General features: G+C 54.7%; 19 protein-coding genes. 12 read left to right on the top strand and 7 right to left on the bottom strand.

Annotated features, from left to right (window positions below; translation table 11 throughout):
- Positions 1-31: 31 nt before the first annotated feature.
- Entirely contained in the window at positions 32-259 is a 228-nt protein-coding gene (locus VIJ98_RS07105; RefSeq protein WP_007887303.1) for a DUF2594 family protein, read from the top strand.
- A gap of 32 nt (positions 260-291) precedes the next feature.
- Here the strand turns inward: VIJ98_RS07105 and VIJ98_RS07100 are convergent, their stop codons facing one another.
- Together VIJ98_RS07100 and sdiA are read right to left on the bottom strand one after the other, a co-directional pair.
- Entirely contained in the window at positions 292-903 is a 612-nt protein-coding gene (locus VIJ98_RS07100) for an acyl-homoserine-lactone synthase (RefSeq protein ID WP_008102322.1), read from the bottom strand.
- A 121-nt stretch (positions 904-1,024) separates the two neighbouring features.
- Entirely contained in the window at positions 1,025-1,747 is a 723-nt protein-coding gene (gene sdiA, locus VIJ98_RS07095; RefSeq protein ID WP_008102324.1) for a transcriptional regulator SdiA, read from the bottom strand.
- A 564-nt stretch (positions 1,748-2,311) separates the two neighbouring features.
- On the opposite strand from sdiA, the gene VIJ98_RS07090 reads away from it, so the two are divergent.
- Positions 2,312-2,986, top strand: a complete 675-nt coding sequence (locus VIJ98_RS07090; RefSeq protein ID WP_323273002.1) for a DUF4396 domain-containing protein — start codon at positions 2,312-2,314, stop codon at positions 2,984-2,986.
- Here VIJ98_RS07090 and VIJ98_RS07085 read toward each other — a convergent pair whose 3' ends face one another.
- Positions 2,987-3,685 (bottom strand): extensin family protein, encoded by a 699-nt coding sequence (locus VIJ98_RS07085; RefSeq protein WP_258144892.1) that lies wholly within the window; start codon positions 3,683-3,685, stop codon positions 2,987-2,989.
- A 408-nt stretch (positions 3,686-4,093) separates the two neighbouring features.
- On the opposite strand from VIJ98_RS07085, the gene cycA reads away from it, so the two are divergent.
- Positions 4,094-5,485 (top strand): D-serine/D-alanine/glycine transporter, encoded by a 1,392-nt coding sequence (gene cycA, locus VIJ98_RS07080; RefSeq protein ID WP_323272999.1) that lies wholly within the window; start codon positions 4,094-4,096, stop codon positions 5,483-5,485.
- Positions 5,486-5,821: 336 nt separating this feature from the next.
- Here the strand turns inward: cycA and VIJ98_RS07075 are convergent, their stop codons facing one another.
- Both VIJ98_RS07075 and rutR read right to left on the bottom strand, forming a co-directional pair.
- Positions 5,822-6,796: a metal-dependent hydrolase gene (locus VIJ98_RS07075; protein ID WP_258144890.1), complete on the bottom strand. Its 975-nt coding sequence runs from the start codon at positions 6,794-6,796 to the stop codon at positions 5,822-5,824.
- Between the two features lie 23 nt (positions 6,797-6,819).
- The gene (gene rutR / locus VIJ98_RS07070) at positions 6,820-7,455 is read right to left on the bottom strand and encodes an HTH-type transcriptional regulator RutR (protein WP_036649823.1); all 636 of its coding nucleotides are present in this window, start codon (positions 7,453-7,455) and stop codon (positions 6,820-6,822) included.
- 309 nt (positions 7,456-7,764) lie between these two features.
- Between rutR and rutA the strand changes: the two genes are divergently transcribed.
- The 6 genes from rutA to rutG are packed head-to-tail and all read left to right on the top strand — an operon-like array spanning position 7,765 to position 12,715.
- Positions 7,765-8,856 (top strand): pyrimidine utilization protein A, encoded by a 1,092-nt coding sequence (gene rutA, locus VIJ98_RS07065; protein WP_008109441.1) that lies wholly within the window; start codon positions 7,765-7,767, stop codon positions 8,854-8,856.
- Positions 8,856-9,566: a pyrimidine utilization protein B gene (rutB, locus tag VIJ98_RS07060; RefSeq protein WP_110865881.1), complete on the top strand. Its 711-nt coding sequence runs from the start codon at positions 8,856-8,858 to the stop codon at positions 9,564-9,566. The genes rutA and rutB overlap by 1 nt, the downstream gene beginning before the upstream one ends.
- A 42-nt stretch (positions 9,567-9,608) precedes the next feature.
- Positions 9,609-10,004 (top strand): pyrimidine utilization protein C, encoded by a 396-nt coding sequence (gene rutC / locus VIJ98_RS07055; protein WP_008109435.1) that lies wholly within the window; start codon positions 9,609-9,611, stop codon positions 10,002-10,004.
- Positions 10,004-10,807 carry a pyrimidine utilization protein D gene (gene rutD, locus VIJ98_RS07050; RefSeq protein WP_323272993.1) on the top strand — a complete coding sequence of 268 codons (804 nt, stop codon included), beginning with the start codon at positions 10,004-10,006 and terminating at the stop codon, positions 10,805-10,807. Before rutC ends, rutD begins: the two co-directional genes overlap by 1 nt.
- A gap of 15 nt (positions 10,808-10,822) precedes the next feature.
- Positions 10,823-11,344, top strand: a complete 522-nt coding sequence (rutF, locus tag VIJ98_RS07045) for an NADH-dependent FMN reductase RutF (protein ID WP_323272991.1) — start codon at positions 10,823-10,825, stop codon at positions 11,342-11,344.
- Positions 11,345-11,389: 45 nt separating this feature from the next.
- Positions 11,390-12,715, top strand: a complete 1,326-nt coding sequence (gene rutG / locus VIJ98_RS07040; protein WP_323272989.1) for a pyrimidine utilization transport protein G — start codon at positions 11,390-11,392, stop codon at positions 12,713-12,715.
- Here rutG and VIJ98_RS07035 read toward each other — a convergent pair.
- Positions 12,712-13,626, bottom strand: a complete 915-nt coding sequence (locus VIJ98_RS07035) for a DMT family transporter (protein ID WP_323272988.1) — start codon at positions 13,624-13,626, stop codon at positions 12,712-12,714. The genes rutG and VIJ98_RS07035 overlap by 4 nt on opposite strands.
- Positions 13,627-13,735: 109 nt before the next feature.
- Positions 13,736-13,900 carry a general stress protein gene (locus VIJ98_RS07030; RefSeq protein WP_061717065.1) on the bottom strand — a complete coding sequence of 55 codons (165 nt, stop codon included), beginning with the start codon at positions 13,898-13,900 and terminating at the stop codon, positions 13,736-13,738.
- Between the two features lie 297 nt (positions 13,901-14,197).
- On the opposite strand from VIJ98_RS07030, the gene wrbA reads away from it, so the two are divergent.
- Genes wrbA through VIJ98_RS07015 form a run of 3 tightly spaced genes read left to right on the top strand, consistent with a single transcriptional unit; the run spans position 14,198 to position 16,479 of the window.
- Positions 14,198-14,797, top strand: a complete 600-nt coding sequence (gene wrbA, locus VIJ98_RS07025; RefSeq protein WP_007887328.1) for an NAD(P)H:quinone oxidoreductase — start codon at positions 14,198-14,200, stop codon at positions 14,795-14,797.
- 21 nt (positions 14,798-14,818) lie between these two features.
- Positions 14,819-15,049: a YccJ family protein gene (locus VIJ98_RS07020; RefSeq protein ID WP_007887329.1), complete on the top strand. Its 231-nt coding sequence runs from the start codon at positions 14,819-14,821 to the stop codon at positions 15,047-15,049.
- A 56-nt stretch (positions 15,050-15,105) separates the two neighbouring features.
- Positions 15,106-16,479 (top strand): NAD-dependent succinate-semialdehyde dehydrogenase, encoded by a 1,374-nt coding sequence (locus tag VIJ98_RS07015; protein WP_008109425.1) that lies wholly within the window; start codon positions 15,106-15,108, stop codon positions 16,477-16,479.
- The last annotated feature ends 27 nt before the right edge of the window (positions 16,480-16,506 follow it).

Here is a 16,506-nt window from a genome sequence, read left to right as displayed (position 1 = left end):
TACATTGAGTAACACCACCAAGGAGTCAATTATGAGTGATGAAGATTTCGCAACTTCACGAGACACGCAGGCGCTGGCAGACGAAGTCGCCTGTCTGAAAATGATGGTGACGCTGATTCTGAAAGGAATGGGTCAAGCCGATGCCGGTAAGGTGATCATCAACATGGAGCGTTATGTGCAAGCTTCGTTAGGCGATAAGCCGCAGGCGGAAGTGTTTAACAATACGATTCGTCAGATCAAAACTGCTTACCGTCAATAAGCGATATGCCCCGCGCACGATGCGCGGGGTATTTAGCTGTGTGATTGCCAGTTAACTGAAACACCCAGCGATGGCAGCACCTCTTCCGGGCTAAAGCGTCGCGTACCACGATACTTCTCCGCCAGCGCCGGTTGATCAACCGGAATGCGAATGGCAAACAGATTGTCTTCAGATTGGATCAAGCCCGGTGAAAGCGGCTCGTAGACCACCTGATGCTGTTCAAACATCTTCTCAAGCATCGGCGTCGCCGAACTGATCAAATACTCCATGCCGCTCAGTTCTGCTAATTGCACCGAGTGCCACAAAATACTCAGCGGCAGCTCTGCATCGACTTCAAGGCGCGCCGAGAAGCGCGACATTTCCCATACCTTTTCCTGATCGAAAGGCAGAACAAAACCTTCAGGCACTTCAGGTTCATGCCATGGCAACAGGCGTGCGCAGCCACAAATACCCTGACGAGCGTTCCAGGCAATCAACCAGGTAACATCCGAGCGATCAAACCGATCGTACTCTTGCCCTGGCGTACTTAATCGCGGTGGAATCGACCACCCTTCGCCGCGCGCAAACACGCTATAGCGATACGTTCCCAGTTCTGCCAACAGTGAGGACGGCATATCCTTAAGCTGTGTTTGAATTACTTTCATCATGCGCCTCTGACATCCCCATGTATGCAATGATTTCTTTGAGCCAGCCTGGCAACATTGCGCGCAGGGTAGACAACTGACACTGGAGAAGGAACTACTAAAATTAGTAGTTGCGTTTTCGCTATATCAGGCCAACCGCTGCGGCATAACAGGCAATCTGCGTTTTATTGGAAACATTAAAACGCTTTTGCATATTCTTTTGGTGAAAATTCACCGTATGTTCAGATATGGCTAAAATAAGTGAAATTTCCGCAGACGTTTTTCCTTCTGCCGTCCATTTCAGAATTTCTAATTCACGCTGACTAAAATCGTTAGATAAAACGACCATAGAATCGTCATTCAGACGCTCCAACACGCGCAAACTCAGTTCCGCCAGAAGATGCAGTTTCACCTCTAACTGTACACGTAAGTGTTGGGTCTTACTGTGAAGCGTCGATGCAATTGATAATATACCAATGGTACGATTTGGTGCCATTGCTGAGCAGGAAAAGCCGCTCATTAATCCTGCGGCGTTAGCTTCCACCCATAAATTACCCGCACCGGTAAATAAATCGCGCGTCCATTCCACACCGCGTCCCGGCCGCTGACAGAGTAATAGCACCGGATCGACCGCATAATAGTTCTCACTTTCATAGCGTTTTACCCAGCTTTCCGGGTACGTACTGAACAAAAACAGGCGCGGCCGGGTAAAAGGTACCGGATGCTGAACCAAAAAAGCGAAGTAATCAAAACCCAGCTTTTCAATCTGCTGTTGCAATAGCGATTTCAAATGCGCCACTTGCGTTAGCGCCAGAAATTCATTTTCCATTTCGTCTCGCCAGACGAAATAATTATCGGTCGTCATTATTGCCTTAGCGCTGTTTCACGCTTTTACATTCTGAAATTGATTCGTGTTAACGCAAAAAATAAATTAGCCAGACAAAAAATATTGATTGAAAAGAGAGCATATTTTCCAGCAGCGGGCATAACTCTTCTAATGTCAATGCTTTAACGTAATGGAAATGTGTAAGTTCACGCTATTTGTTAACAGGTTCACAACTTTAATTCCTCAGCAGATTAGAATAGGATTTTTCTGAAGTAGTTTCAATCACCCGTTTGATTGAAAATCAACGTTAGATTGATAAATTTTTAGCATCGTCATTAACCAAAATTAACGCAAGGCAAAGCATATTCTTTTGCTATCAACGCCATTTCCACAGTGAATTAGTTTTTACTTAATCTTAATCCCATCTATTTCTGCGGTTAAGATAATGGTTTTAGTAATGATGTGATTTCTCTCACGCTGATTCACGGCTACGCTTAATACTCGCGGCATGAGAAATGAAGGTAAAGAGGCAATGGGGGACAATGCGGCAGAACGGCTCACACGTATTGTCACAGGTAGGTGGGAAACTTAGCGGAACCGACTATGTTGAACCAGTTGGCATTACCTTTCCTTGTTCTGGGCGGCTGTACTGCCCTGATGATTCTAAAAGACCTGTTCCGCCATCCGCATCCTGTCGCGGTGATGAATATCATTTGGCCCATTACTGGCTTGTATATGCCTTTTATTGGCTGGATAGCCTGGTGGTACTTAGGCCGCAAGCCTTCACAACAGCAAAAACTTGCGCTGCTGGTTCCACAAAAAATACGCAGTAATGCCAGCTGGCAAACCATATTTATTTCCACTTCATTATCCGCAGCGGCCTGTATATTCGGCGATATAATGACAATCCCGATAGTCACATTACTAAAACAATTTGCCTTTAATCCAACGATTGGGATGCAGGCGCTTATTTGCATTATCGTTTCATTGTTCATCGGATTACTATTTCAATTCCTGGCGATTCGTCAACGTGAAAAACATTCATTTGGCGGCGCATTATTATTGGCGTTGAAAACCGAGATTTTCCCACTGCTGATTTATCAATTAGGTATTTTTATCTTTATGGCATTGGCCCTAAAGTTTGTGCTAAACGAGCAAGTCAATCCGCTGCTGGTGGCATTCTGGTTTATGCTGCAGCTGGCAATAATGATTGGCTTTATTTTCTCCTGGCCGGCTAATCATTTCCTGATAAAACGTGGACTTAATCCTGCGGTATAGCTAACGACAGTAACCTGAACCGCGCATGCCGAGATGAAAATGGCTGGCATGCGCAGCGTTGTAATCAGGCCCCAGCGCATTACCGAATGTGGCGCAGCCGTTACGCCACAGCGCATGCAGTCCTGCCGCCGCATCCTCCGGCTGTTGCCAGTTTTTCCCTACCTGTAACCAACGCCCGCTCGCCAGCTGAAATCCGGTTATATCCCAGGCATCAGCGCTGGCGTGCTCACTCAAACGCCCTTCCTGACGATGATAGATATTGCGACAAGCGTAGCTGCCAACATGGGCAATGCGTTTCAGCGGGCTGTCAAAACCGGCCTGGCGCAACGCGCTGTCGCTGTTAATCACGAACATGGTGCTGGTCACCGCCATTGGACAGCTGGCGAGAAAACTGCTGCTAAGAGAAACATCGCCATAGCCGCTGATGCGTAGCGGCTGCTCAATCGGACAATCACCCTGCATCGGCGGCACGGCGCGAAACTGCACCAGCCGCTGTTCACTGGCTTGCCGCATCACCGCCATGCAGGCGGCAGGATCGCCACTCAGCTTTTTCAACTTGTAGCGCGTCATCCAACCGGGCGGATCGGTGACCTTAAGCGGCGTGAAGGGATTCCACTGAGGCGGCAGATGGGTTTTCAACCACGGCAAACTGAGCCAGCCGCAAACAGCCAGCAACGCGACGGCGAACAGAGCGCGCACAATGCCTCACTTTTCCTGATGAAATGAACTAACAAGTGTAGAAGTCATGCGTGCGGAAAGTGACGTAAATCGCTTAATTGTTGAAGATTTACGCAAAATGACTGCGCTTTAAACTCTGTAAATAATTACTGACACAGCAAAGCGCGTAAAAGGTCACAAAGGGGGAAAAACCATTACCGACACTGCTTAGCTTTCCACTATCTTATGCCACTTGCCTATACAACGGCTCATAACGATTGCCCTAAATAATTCGAGCCGCAGGAAGGCGGCAAGTGTGTGAATCCTCAGGAGCTTACTTTAGTAAGTGACTGGGGTGAACACGCGTAGCCAACGCATCTGCGGCTCGAAGTATGACGGGCAAAACAGCCATTAGAGCTGACACAACATCCCGACAGGAAAGAATAATTTATGGTTGATCAATCAAAAGAGGCGCTCGTTGAGGCCGAACAGCCGGATAAGCTCCAGCGTAGCCTGCATAATCGCCACATCCAGCTGATTGCTATCGGTGGTGCCATCGGCACCGGGCTGTTTATGGGCTCGGGTAAAACCATCAGTCTGGCAGGTCCGTCGATCATTTTCGTCTATATGATCATTGGCTTTATGCTGTTCTTCGTCATGCGCGCCATGGGCGAACTGCTGTTATCCAACCTCGAATACAAATCCTTTAGCGATTTCGCCGCTGACTTACTCGGTCCGTGGGCGGGTTACTTTACCGGCTGGACTTACTGGTTCTGTTGGGTGGTGACCGGCATTGCCGACGTGGTCGCCATCAGCGCCTATTTCCAGTTGTGGTTCCCGGACTTCTCCATCTGGATGAGCGCCCTGCTGTGCGTATTTGTCTTCCTGGCGTTGAACATCGCCACGGTGAAGCTGTTTGGTGAGATGGAATTCTGGTTCGCGATTATCAAAATCGTCGCCATTGTGGCGCTGATCATTACCGGCATTGTGCTGGTGAGCATGCATTATCCGTCGCCGAACGGTGGCAGCGCTTCCCTGAGCAATATCTGGGATCACGGCGGCATGTTCCCGAAAGGACTGAGCGGCTTCTTTGCCGGCTTCCAGATTGCGGTTTTCGCCTTTGTCGGTATTGAACTCGTCGGCACTGCGGCGGCAGAAACCAAAGATCCGCACAAAGTTCTGCCACGCGCGATCAACGCCATTCCGCTGCGTATCATTATGTTTTACGTGCTGGCGCTGATGGTGATCATGGCGGTAACGCCGTGGAATCAGGTGCTACCAAATCGCAGCCCGTTCGTTGAGATGTTTGTGCTGATTGGCTTGCCTGCTGCTGCCAGCATCGTCAACTTCGTGGTGCTGACCTCCGCCGCCTCTTCCGCTAATAGCGGTATCTTCTCCACCAGCCGCATGTTGTACGGTCTGGCGGAACAAGGCGTGGCGCACAAAGCCTTTGGTCGCCTCTCAGCGCGTGCGGTGCCAACCACCGGTCTGTTCTTCTCCTGCCTGTGTTTGCTGGCCGGCGTGGCGCTGATCTACCTGATTCCGGATGTGATGACAGTGTTCACCATGGTCACTACGGTGTCGGCGATTCTGTTTATGTTCGTCTGGACCATCATCCTGTGCAGCTATCTGGCGTACCGTAAGCAGCATCCACAACGTCATGCCGAATCGACGTTCAAAATGCCGCTGGGTAAGTTTATGTGCTGGGCGTGCATGGCGTTCTTCGCCTTTGTGCTGGTGCTGCTGACGCTGCAGGAAGATACCCGCCAGGCGCTGATGGTGACGCCGCTGTGGTTTGTGATGTTGACCATGGGCTGGTTGTTACGTCGTCGTAAAGCGTAAAACGTTAAAGGCAATCGCGCGTGCGCTGGCCGGGGACACATTTGCCAGAGGCGCTGACGCGTCTGCTGCGGCAAAAGGGCTATCCGCAGCGCTGAGGCTTTAACGTTGGGCCAGGAGCCTCGCGCATGGATGCGTGAGGCAGTTCGGGGCCGGCCAGGAGGGCCGATCCCCGAATGGTCCGTCGGCACGACGTGAAAGCCGAAGGCACCGCGCTAGCGGCGCGAGGACGGCCCGTGACGTAGCAGATGTGTCAGAGCCCGCACGGATAGCAATCCTAAAGAAAAATGCAACCAGATAGCCATAAGCATTGGTCGCCATAAATGGCGACCCTACAAATCAGAGTCGCTCGCGGAGTTTGTGCCATGCCTGCGCCAGCGAGGGCCGCATCGAAGGTTCACGCTGAGGAGCCACTTCCGGCGACTGCGGCGATCCCAGATTAAAGGTAAAGGTGTAATCCGGCTCTTCACCCATGCGCAAATCGCTGATCAACGTACGATCGCCCTGCTGCTTCATCGCGTAAAAACCATGACTAAACCACGCCACACGCTCGGCGTGCCATTGCCCTTTGAACGGTGCAAACAGCGCGGGCTGACGGTCGTGCCAGCTTATCTGCAGCGGACGCCCGGGCGACAATAGCGACCAATAGGCTTCGCCATAACGATCCGGCGTCATGATCACCGTGCGCCACACCAGCGTATTAAACGCGGTCGGCGTCACCAGCAATTGCTCGGGCTGCACCGATTGCTGCGTCAGCGCTTGCTCAATGTGCTGAGTCGCGATGCTTTGTGCCACCATGCTCCAGCCGAGATAGAGCGTACTCACCAGCAATCCCGCCTGATTCCAGCGCAAACCCACCGCATCACGCCGCCATAGAGCCACCAGCAGCGCAATCAGCAACGGCAAGGTATACAGCGGATCGATGATGTACATGCTGCCAATGGCATAGGGGAAATCGGTGAGCGGCAGGCCCAGCTGCGTGCCGTAAACCGTGGTGAGATCCAGCAGCGGATGCGTTATTAGCGCCAGCCACATTGCCAGCGTCCAGCCGCGCCAATGTGCGCGACTGCGTGTCGCACCAGCCACCAGCCAGCCGAGCAGCGGTGCAAATAAGGTGAGGAATATCAGCGCATGACTTTCGGTACGATGCAGCGTCATATTGCGGATAGCATCGCCGTGGTCGATAAACACGTCGAGATCCGGCAAAGTGCCCGCCACCGCGCCTACCAGCGCCGCTTGCCACAGCGGAACGCGTTTGCCCATCACCGCAACCGTGACCGCCGCGCCTAACGTCAATTGTGATAACGAATCCATGCACTCTCCTTGAACCAGCGGGATCAGCGCACGCGGATCCCTTCAATAATCATGCGTTGCACATTTTCCAGCGTCTGTTCAAAGAACGCAGCATCGTTCAACGTCTGGCCAGTAATCGCTTCCACCTGCGAGGCGAAATCCGCATAGTGCTGCGTGGTCGCCCACAGCAGGAAAAACAGGTGCTGCGGCTGCACACCCGCCAGCCGCCCTTCGGCGATCCACTGCTCGATAATCGCCGCCTTCTCATCCACCAGCGCTTTTAAATCGCCGGCCAGTTCACCTTTCAGCAGTGGCGCGCCTTGCAACATCTCAAGGCAGAACAACCGTGAAGCTTGCGGATGATCGCGCGAGACTTCCAGTTTGAGCCGAATGTATTGACGAATGGCCGTCAGCGGATCGTGATCGTGCTGCAGCGCACGCAATGGTGCCAACCACACATCAAGAATCTCTTTTAAAACTGCCACATACAGCACTTCTTTCGACGGATAGTAATACAGCAGATTGGTTTTAGAGACGTCGGCGCGCTCCGCCACTTTATCCAGGCTGGTGCCGTGAATGCCGTATTGCGAGAAGAAGGCTAATGCCGCTTCCAGAATGGCTGCCCGCTTTGCGGCGACCGCACGCGAACGGCGTCCCGGTTTTTTTTCATCGCTTTTCACACTGTTACCTCTTCCGTCCTGCGTGAACGCATCATAACAAAGGCCCTCTTTCCTGCCTAATCGCCTGCCTGCACCTTTTTTGACCATGTCGCGCATGAAAAACGTGCAGAACATTTTGACCAAACGGTCTGAATTGGACCAATTACTCCAGTTTACAAACATCGATACTTTTAACACATTGTTATTTAAGTCTTTTGAAAATGTGGCACAACCTTTGCAATTTTGTGATGGAGCGCCGCCCGCAGGATGCGTGCAGGAAGCAGCGCAGCGCGTGAAGCAGTCCCCGTCTAATGCAGAGAGAGGTTTCACATGAAAATTGGCGTCTTTATCCCGATTGGTAATAACGGTTGGCTGATCTCCACCCATGCGCCGCAATACAAACCGACCTTTGAACTGAACAAAGAGATCGTGCTGAAAGCAGAGCACTATCATTTCGACTTTGCTCTTTCGATGATCAAGCTGCGCGGCTTTGGCGGTAAAACCGAGTTTTGGGATCACAACCTCGAATCCTTTACGCTGATGGCGGGACTCGCGGCGGTGACCTCACGCATTGAGATCTACGCCACCGCCGCCACGCTCACCTTACCACCCGCGATTGTGGCGCGTATGGCTTCCACCATTGATTCCATCTCCAATGGCCGCTTCGGCGTCAACCTCGTCACCGGCTGGCAGAAACCCGAGTACGAGCAGATGGGCTTGTGGCCGGGCGATGCCTACTTCTCCAGTCGTTACGAATATCTGACCGAATACGTCACCGTGCTGCGCGATCTGTGGGGCACCGGCCAGAGCGACTTCAAAGGCGAGTTCTTTACTATGAACGATTGCCGCGTCAGCCCGCAGCCGCAGAAACCGATGAAAGTGATCTGCGCCGGCCAGAGCGATGCGGGCATGGCGTTCTCGGCGCAGCATGCCGATTACAACTTCTGCTTTGGCAAAGGCGTCAACACGCCAACCGCCTTTGCGCCAACCGCTGCGCGCATGAAGCAGGCTGCCGATAAAGCGGGCCGCGACGTCGGTTCTTATGTGCTGTTTATGATCATTGCCGCCGAAAGCGACGAAGCCGCACGCGCCAAATGGGAGCACTACAAAGCCGGAGCCGATGAAGAGGCGCTCGCCTGGCTCACCACGCAAAGTCAGCAGGACACCAAATCCGGCAGCGACACCAACGTGCGCCAGATGGCCGATCCGACCTCCGCCGTCAACATCAACATGGGCACGTTAGTGGGTTCTTACGCCAATGTGGCACGAATGTTGGATGAGGTTGCTTTAGTAGATGGCACGCAAGGCGTGTTGCTCACCTTCGACGACTTCCTGCAAGGCATCGAAGATTTCGGTGAACGTATTCAGCCATTAATGCAGTGTCGCCACGATTTAATCGCATCCCAGCAGGAGGTTGCCTGATGAGTACCGTTGTTTGCGCCCACACCTCAAGTTTACCGAACGTCACCTTGCCGGCGCGCCCGGAAGCCATCGCGCTGCCGCCCGCGCAAAGTGCGCTGATTGTGGTGGATATGCAAAACGCCTACGCCACGCAAGGCGGCTATCTCGATCTGGCGGGCTTTGATGTCTCCGCCACCAAACCGGTGATTGCCAAAATCCATCAGGCGGTCACCGCAGCACGTGCCGCCGGGATGCAGATCATCTGGTTCCAGAACGGTTGGGACGACCAATACGTTGAAGCCGGAGATGCCGGATCCCCCAACTTCCACAAATCCAACGCGCTGAAAACCATGCGCAAGCGCCCGGAATTACAGGGCACGCTGCTGTCGAAAGGCGGCTGGGATTATGCGCTGGTCGATGAGCTAGTACCGCAAGCGGGCGATATCGTGCTGCCGAAACCGCGCTACAGCGGCTTCTTCAACACCTCGCTCGACAGCATGCTGCGCAGTCGTGGCATTCGCCATCTGGTGTTTACCGGCATCGCCACCAACGTCTGCGTGGAATCGACGCTGCGTGACGGCTTCTTCCTGGAGTATTTCGGCGTGGTGCTGGAGGACGCGACCTATCAGGCAGGTCCGGCGTTTGCGCAGCAGGCGGCCATTTTCAACATTGAAACGTTTTTTGGCTGGGTCAGCGATACCGACACTTTCTGCGAAACGCTGAAAAGCTAACGCCTCGATTCACCTGCAGCTCAATAACAAGAGGATTTCACCATGCCTAAAAGTGTGATTATTCCGCCCGGCAGCGGTACGCCAATCGCGCCATTCGTGCCCGGCACCTTAGCTGACGGCATTGTGTATGTCTCCGGTACCTTGCCGTTTGATGCCAACAACAACGTGGTGCACGTCGGTGATGCTGCCGCGCAAACGCGTCACGTGCTGGAGACCATCAAAAAGGTGATCGAAACCGCTGGCGGCACCATGGACGACGTGACCTTCAACTCGATTTTTCTCACCGACTGGAGCAACTACGCGGCGATTAACCAGATCTATGCCGAGTACTTCCCCGGCGATAAACCGGCACGCTTCTGCATTCAGTGCGGCTTAGTGAAACCGGATGCGCTGATTGAAATTGCTACCGTTGCGCATATCGGCAAACAGGAGGCGTGATGCATCTGGAGATTCAGGGTTTAACCGCTGAAGATGCGCCGACGCTGGTGCTCGCCTCTGGTTTAGGCGGCGTCGCCGGTTTCTGGCAGCCGCAGCTGGCGGCGCTGACGCCGCATTATCGTGTGGTGACCTACGATCAGCGCGGCACCGGCCGCAGCGCAGATACGCTGCCGGACGGCTACAGCATGACCATGATGGCGGCGGAACTGGCGGAAGCGTTGGAACAGCACGGCATTGAGCATTACGACATTATCGGCCATGCGCTGGGCGGCTTAATCGGCCTGCAGCTGGCGCTGGACTTCCCGCAGCGCGTGGGTCGCGTGGTGGTGATCAACGGCTGGCTTTCGCTGGATGCGCACACGCAGCGCTGCTTCCAGGTGCGTCAGGATCTGCTGATGAACGTTGGCGTCGAAGCCTTTGTGCGTGCACAGCCGCTGTTCCTCTATCCCGCCGAATGGCTGGCGCGCAATCAGGAGCGCATTAACGCGGAAGATGCGCACCATGTCGCCCATTTCCAGGGCATGGAGAACCTGTTGCGCCGCTTGCATGCGCTGAAGAGCGCGGATTTCCGCCCACATGTGGCGCGCATTATCCAGCCGGTATTAGCGATTTGCAGCCAGGACGATCTGCTGGTGCCGTGGAGCTGCTCACCGCAGCTGGCGCAGGCGCTGCCCAACGGCAGCCTGATTGAGATGGCCTGGGGCGGACACGCGATGAGCGTTACCGATGCCGACAACTTTAATGCGCTGCTGCTGCGCTGGCTGGCCGACACGGCTGCGCCTGCTCAGCGTGCGGCCAGCTAATCACAGGAGCAGCCAATGAGCGTGCATGAACTGCCGGTTTTACCCGCTGTAGAACGCGATGCATTTCGCAATGCGATGGCGTGCTTAGGCGCAGCGGTAAATATCATCACCACCGACGGCCCCGCCGGACGTGCCGGTTTTACCGCCTCGGCGGTATGCAGCGTGACCGATTCGCCGCCGACGCTGTTGGTTTGTCTTAATCGCTCTGCGTCGGTGTGGCCGATTTTTCGCGACAACGGTTATCTGTGCGTTAACACGCTGGCCGCCGGACATGAAGATCTCTCAACGCTGTTTGGCGGCAAAACGCCAATGGCAGAACGCTTTGCCGCCGCTGACTGGCACACGCTGGCCAGCGGTTCACCGCTGTTAGACGGCGCGCTGGTGTCGTTTGATTGCAAAGTGGCGCAAGTGGTCAGCGTGGGCACGCACGACATTCTGTTTTGCGAAGTGCAGGCGCTGGTACGCAATGATGAAACCCACGGTCTGGCATGGTTTGACCGTGGCTATCATCACCTTTTACGGCAGGACGCCCGCTAACGCCGCCTTATGCGGCCCGCTTTCACTGACACCCTGGAGATGACGATGGCGAGTTCCTGGTTCCCCCGCTGGCAGAAAAAGTCAGCCTTGACCGATGATGGGCTGATTGCGCCGGACGAAACGCTGCCGTTTGCGCAGACGGTCGTCCTTGGCCTGCAGCATGCTGTGGCAATGTTTGGCGCAACGGTGCTGATGCCGTTGCTGATGGGACTGGACCCCAATCTGGCGATTCTGGTTTCGGGCATCGGTACGCTGCTGTTCTTCCTGATCACCGGCGGACGCGTACCCAGCTATCTCGGATCCAGCGCGGCGTTTGTCGGCGTGATCATCGCGGTAACCGGCTTTAACGGCCAGGGACTCAACCCTAATCTGGCGCTGGCGCTGGGCGGCGTTATCGCCTGCGGCGCGCTCTATACCGTGATTGGCCTGATCGTGATGAAAGTCGGCACCGGTTGGATTGAACGCCTGATGCCGCCGGTGGTCACGGGCGCGGTGGTGATGGCAATTGGTCTGAACCTGGCACCGATTGCGGTGCACGGCGTTTCCGGCTCGATGTTCGACAGCTGGATGGCGGTGATGACGGTGCTGTGCATTGGTCTGGTGGCGGTGTTCACGCGCGGTATGATCCAGCGCCTGCTGATTCTGGTCGGTCTGATTGTCGCGTGGGCCATCTACGCGCTGCTGACCAACGTGATGGGCTTCGGCAAACCGGTGGATTTTAGCGGCCTTGCCAGCGCGCCGTGGTTTGGTCTGCCACACACCACCGCACCGATCTTTGATATGCAGGCCATCGTGATGATTGCGCCCGTGGCGATCATTCTGGTGGCGGAAAACCTCGGGCACATTAAAGCCGTAGCAGGTATGACCGGACGTAACCTTGATCCCTGGATGGGCCGCGCCTTTGTTGGCGATGGTTTGGCAACCATGCTGTCGGGATCTATCGGCGGCAGCGGCGTCACCACCTACGCGGAAAATATTGGCGTGATGGCGGTAACCAAAGTCTATTCCACGCTGGCTTTCGTGGCCGCTGCAGTGATCGCTCTGGTGCTCGGCTTTTCACCGAAATTTGGCGCGCTGATTCACACCATTCCCGGTCCGGTGATTGGTGGCGCATCAATTGTGGTGTTTGGGTTGATTGCGGTGGCAGGCGCACGTATTTGGGTGCAGAACCACGTGGATTTCAATCAGAATGGCAATTTGATCATGGTGGCGACCACGCTGGTGCTGGGCGCGGGTGATTTTGCTCTGAAGATTGGCAGCTTCACCATTGGCGGCATTGGCACTGCAACCTTTGGCGCCATCATCCTGAACGCCATTTTGCAACGTCGCGGTACCGCACTGGCGAACCAGGCGGCACGGCAACATCCTTAAGGTTCGAGCGGTGCCTGATCGGGCACCGCTTTCTTGCGACGAATACGCAGCTCGCTGACGATCACGCCACAAACAATCAATGCCGCGCCCAACAGTGCCGCCGCAGGTAAACGCTCACCCGCCAAACGTCCCACCACGCCAGCCCATACCGGCTCACCGGCGTAAATCACCGTGGCACGCGTCGGTGAAACACTGCGTTGCGCCCAGTTCATCGTCACCTGAATTAAAGCACTGGCTGCACCCAAACCCAACGCGCTCAGCAACAACGGCGTTGACATGGCCGGAACCGATTCGCCATTGGGGATCATCAGAACAAAGGCGCAGGCCGATGCCACCATCAGCTGAATCAGCGTTACGCGGCGCACATCAACTTGTCCGGCATAGCGGCTAATCAGGATAATCTCTGCCGCAATCGCCAGCGTACTCAGCAAGGTGGCGATTTCACCGGCGTTCAGTGTCAGACTGCCATCCTGTGGACCGGCCACCAGCACTAAACCGGTAAACGCCAGTAAAATGCCCAGCCACGCCATTAATCCCGGCGGACGGCGCAGGAATAACCACTGCAGCAGCGGTACCACCGGCACATACAGCGCGGTAATAAATGCCGACTGGCTGCTGGAAATGGTTTGCATACCCCAGGTTTGCAGACCGTAGCCGCCAGCAATCGACAACCCGATCAACGCGCCAGCTTTAATTTCCAGCCAGGTCACCTGTTTAAGATAACGACGGAAGAAAAAGGCCAGCAGCAGCGATGCCGTGGCAAAACGTAATCCAACAAAGAAGAACGGACCGGAATGCGCCATCGCGCGGTGTACCACCAAAAAGGTGCCACCCCAAACCATGGTAATAAAAATGAGCACCAGCTCCTGACGCGAAATACGCAGGCTGAGACAAGAAGAGGAAGCGGACATAACGCACCAGAATAATCAGTTGGCGGTCAGTTTGCTCAGAGAGCGGGGAAATTGCAATGCTTGTTACCGCCGGGCGAACCCGGCGGCCGGGGATTAACGGGCAGTCGCGCTATTTCTTGCCGCGGCTGCGTCCCCCTTTTTCACCGGCTACAGAAGCGCGCTGTGGGTCGTTTCTGAAATTACCCCCGCTGTTTTTGCCGCCTTTGCGACCCGCTTCTGCGGCCCTTTCACGGTCCTCTGCGAAATTGCCTGATCCTCCACGATGTTCGGCCATCATTTCCTCCAGGGATTGAGCGTTCAGTTTAGGGGCTGATCACGATGCTGCCGTGAAAAGCACGGCGGCGGACATTCCGCACGCCTGATTAAATAATAGACAACGCAACGGTGAGATCGGCCTGATATTCATAATTTGAAACAGATAATTCACTCATTTATCTGCGAAAAACCAAATTTACCGCCGCGTTACAAGCAGTTAGCCGACACTTATTGGTACCTGCTTAACCTCTGTACAGCAGCCTGCGCAGGCTCTTCTATACTTCTGATTACTCATCACCCCAGCAGGATGAAAACTATGGCAAAGATTTTGGTGCTCTATTATTCGATGTACGGACATATTGAAACCATGGCGCAAGCCGTGGCCGAAGGTGCAAAGAGTGTAAGTGGCGCGGAAGTCACGATATTACGCGTGCCGGAAAGCATGGATGCCGAGCGTTTCGCCCAGGTTGGCGGCAAAGTGAATCAGGCCGCGCCTGAAGCGAAACCGGAAGATTTGCCGCAGTACGATGCCATCATCGTTGGCACACCCACGCGCTTCGGCAACATGGCGGGCCAGATGCGCAACTTCTGGGATCGCACCGGCGGCCTGTGGGCTTCGGGCGCGCTGTACGGAAAAATCGCCAGCGTCTTTGCCTCTACGGGCACCGGCGGCGGCCAGGAGCAAACCATCACTTCCGTCTGGACCACCCTCGCCCACCACGGCATGGTGATCGTTCCTATCGGTTATGGCACTAAAGAACTTTTCGACATTTCTCACGTACGCGGCGGAACGCCTTACGGCGCGACTACGCTGGCGGGCGGAGATGGATCACGTCAACCTTCGGCGGAAGAACTGGATATTGCCCGTTATCAGGGTCAACACGTCGCCGGACTGGCGGTTAAGCTGCAGGGATAAAATCCACAACAGGAGATCTTCATGACAACAGAACAGTCGAAAGAGCATCACGTGGGCGAATGGGCATCACTGCGCCACACTTCACGCGAAATCGCTGAAGCCATTTTTGAGGTAGCCAACTACGACGAACGTTTAGCCGAGCAGATCTGGAGCCAGCAAGGCAGCGATGAAGTGCTGATTCGCGCCTTCAAAAAGACCGACCAGGATGTTCTGACCTGGGACGACAAAACGGTCGAGCGCAAAAACGTTTGAGTTACAGGCGGGCACTGTCCCGCCTTTGTTACCTTTACATCACCAAGGAGCCTTGTATGTCTGCCTATCAAAGTATCAATCCAGCCAATAACCAACTGCTAAAAGCGTGGAACGAGCACGATGATGCCTATGCACAACAGGCGCTGAAAACCGCAGATGCGCTTTATCATTCCGCGTGGAGTAAAGGCGATATTCAACCGCGTCTGCAGGTGCTGCACCGTTTAGCCGACCTGATCGACCAACGTGTCGAAGAGCTGGCGACCATCGCCAGTAAAGAGATGGGCAAGCTAATTGGGCAAAGCCGTGGTGAAGTGAAAATCTGTTCGCAGATCGCCCGCTACTACGCTGAACATGCCGCGACATTTTTACAGCCGCAACCTTACGCCAGCGATGTGGGCGATGCCTGGCTTGAGTACCATCCGATTGGCGTGATTGTCGCGGTTGAACCGTGGAACTTCCCTTACTATCAGCTAATGCGCGTACTGGCGCCAAACCTGGCGCTGGGCAATCCGGTACTGGCAAAACACGCCAACATTGTGCCGCACTGCGCCGATGTATTTGAAAAATTGGTGGAAGAAGCCGGTGCGCCAAAAGGCGCGTGGACCAATTTGTTTATCTCTACCGATCAGGTTGCGGATCTGATCGCCGATCCACGTGTGCAAGGTGTGGCGCTGACAGGTTCCGAACGCGCCGGTAGCGCCGTGGCGGAACAGGCCGGTAAACATCTGAAGAAATCGACGCTGGAATTGGGCGGTAACGATGTGTTTGTGGTGCTGGACGATGCCGATATCGATGAAGCGGTACGTCAGGGCGCGCAAGCTCGCCTCAGCAACTGCGGCCAGGTGTGTACCGCTGCCAAACGCTTTATTCTGCACGAGAAAATTGCCGATACGTTTATGGCCAAATTCAGCGCGGCTCTGCAATCGGCCACGCCGGGCGATCCGCTCGACGAGAAGACCACGCTTGGTCCGCTCTCTTCTAAAGATGCGCGCGATCGTTTAGTGAAGCAGGTTGATGAAGCGGTAAAAAATGGCGCGCGCGTGGAATTTGGTGGACGTGCCATTGATGGCGTCGGCTGCTATTACCAGCCAACGGTGCTTACCGGTCTAACGCCAGATAATCCAGCTTACTATCAGGAGTTCTTCGGCCCGGTGGCGCAGGTGTATGTGGTGGCGGACGATCGTGCCGCTGTGGCGCTGGCGAATGATTCAAATTACGGCTTGGGCGGTTCGGTCTGGACCAAAGACATTGCGCGCGGCCGTAAGATGGCGTCGCAGATTGAAACCGGCATGGTGTTCATCAATTCGCAGAGCGATACCTCAGCAGAGCTGCCGTTTGGTGGCGTCAAACGTTCCGGTTACGGGCGAGAGCTGTCGGATTTGGGTATTAAAGAGTTCGCTAACCAAAAATTGGTTGTGGTTGCCGGTTAAGTTCACAGGCATAAAAAAACCCCGCTT

This window comes from Pantoea sp. S18 (assembly GCF_045689705.1).
GTDB lineage: Bacteria > Pseudomonadota > Gammaproteobacteria > Enterobacterales > Enterobacteriaceae > Pantoea > Pantoea symbiotica.
This window is presented reverse-complemented; position numbering and strand designations above follow the sequence as displayed.

What these genes read in the sequence shown, in the direction of transcription:
- VIJ98_RS07105 (WP_007887303.1), top strand. Translation starts at nt 32, where the DNA reads ATGAGTGATGAAGATTTCGCAACTTCACGAGACACGCAGGCGCTGGCA.
- rutF (WP_323272991.1), top strand. Translation starts at nt 10,823, where the DNA reads ATGAGCGTGCATGAACTGCCGGTTTTACCCGCTGTAGAACGCGATGCA.
- VIJ98_RS07020 (WP_007887329.1), top strand. Translation starts at nt 14,819, where the DNA reads ATGACAACAGAACAGTCGAAAGAGCATCACGTGGGCGAATGGGCATCA.
- VIJ98_RS07075 (WP_258144890.1), bottom strand. Translation starts at nt 6,796, where the DNA reads ATGGATTCGTTATCACAATTGACGTTAGGCGCGGCGGTCACGGTTGCG.
- VIJ98_RS07030 (WP_061717065.1), bottom strand. Translation starts at nt 13,900, where the DNA reads ATGGCCGAACATCGTGGAGGATCAGGCAATTTCGCAGAGGACCGTGAA.
- VIJ98_RS07035 (WP_323272988.1), bottom strand. Translation starts at nt 13,626, where the DNA reads ATGTCCGCTTCCTCTTCTTGTCTCAGCCTGCGTATTTCGCGTCAGGAG.
- VIJ98_RS07015 (WP_008109425.1), top strand. Translation starts at nt 15,106, where the DNA reads ATGTCTGCCTATCAAAGTATCAATCCAGCCAATAACCAACTGCTAAAA.
- rutG (WP_323272989.1), top strand. Translation starts at nt 11,390, where the DNA reads ATGGCGAGTTCCTGGTTCCCCCGCTGGCAGAAAAAGTCAGCCTTGACC.
- VIJ98_RS07100 (WP_008102322.1), bottom strand. Translation starts at nt 903, where the DNA reads ATGAAAGTAATTCAAACACAGCTTAAGGATATGCCGTCCTCACTGTTG.
- sdiA (WP_008102324.1), bottom strand. Translation starts at nt 1,747, where the DNA reads ATGACGACCGATAATTATTTCGTCTGGCGAGACGAAATGGAAAATGAA.
- cycA (WP_323272999.1), top strand. Translation starts at nt 4,094, where the DNA reads ATGGTTGATCAATCAAAAGAGGCGCTCGTTGAGGCCGAACAGCCGGAT.
- rutA (WP_008109441.1), top strand. Translation starts at nt 7,765, where the DNA reads ATGAAAATTGGCGTCTTTATCCCGATTGGTAATAACGGTTGGCTGATC.
- rutD (WP_323272993.1), top strand. Translation starts at nt 10,004, where the DNA reads ATGCATCTGGAGATTCAGGGTTTAACCGCTGAAGATGCGCCGACGCTG.
- wrbA (WP_007887328.1), top strand. Translation starts at nt 14,198, where the DNA reads ATGGCAAAGATTTTGGTGCTCTATTATTCGATGTACGGACATATTGAA.
- rutB (WP_110865881.1), top strand. Translation starts at nt 8,856, where the DNA reads ATGAGTACCGTTGTTTGCGCCCACACCTCAAGTTTACCGAACGTCACC.
- rutC (WP_008109435.1), top strand. Translation starts at nt 9,609, where the DNA reads ATGCCTAAAAGTGTGATTATTCCGCCCGGCAGCGGTACGCCAATCGCG.
- VIJ98_RS07090 (WP_323273002.1), top strand. Translation starts at nt 2,312, where the DNA reads ATGTTGAACCAGTTGGCATTACCTTTCCTTGTTCTGGGCGGCTGTACT.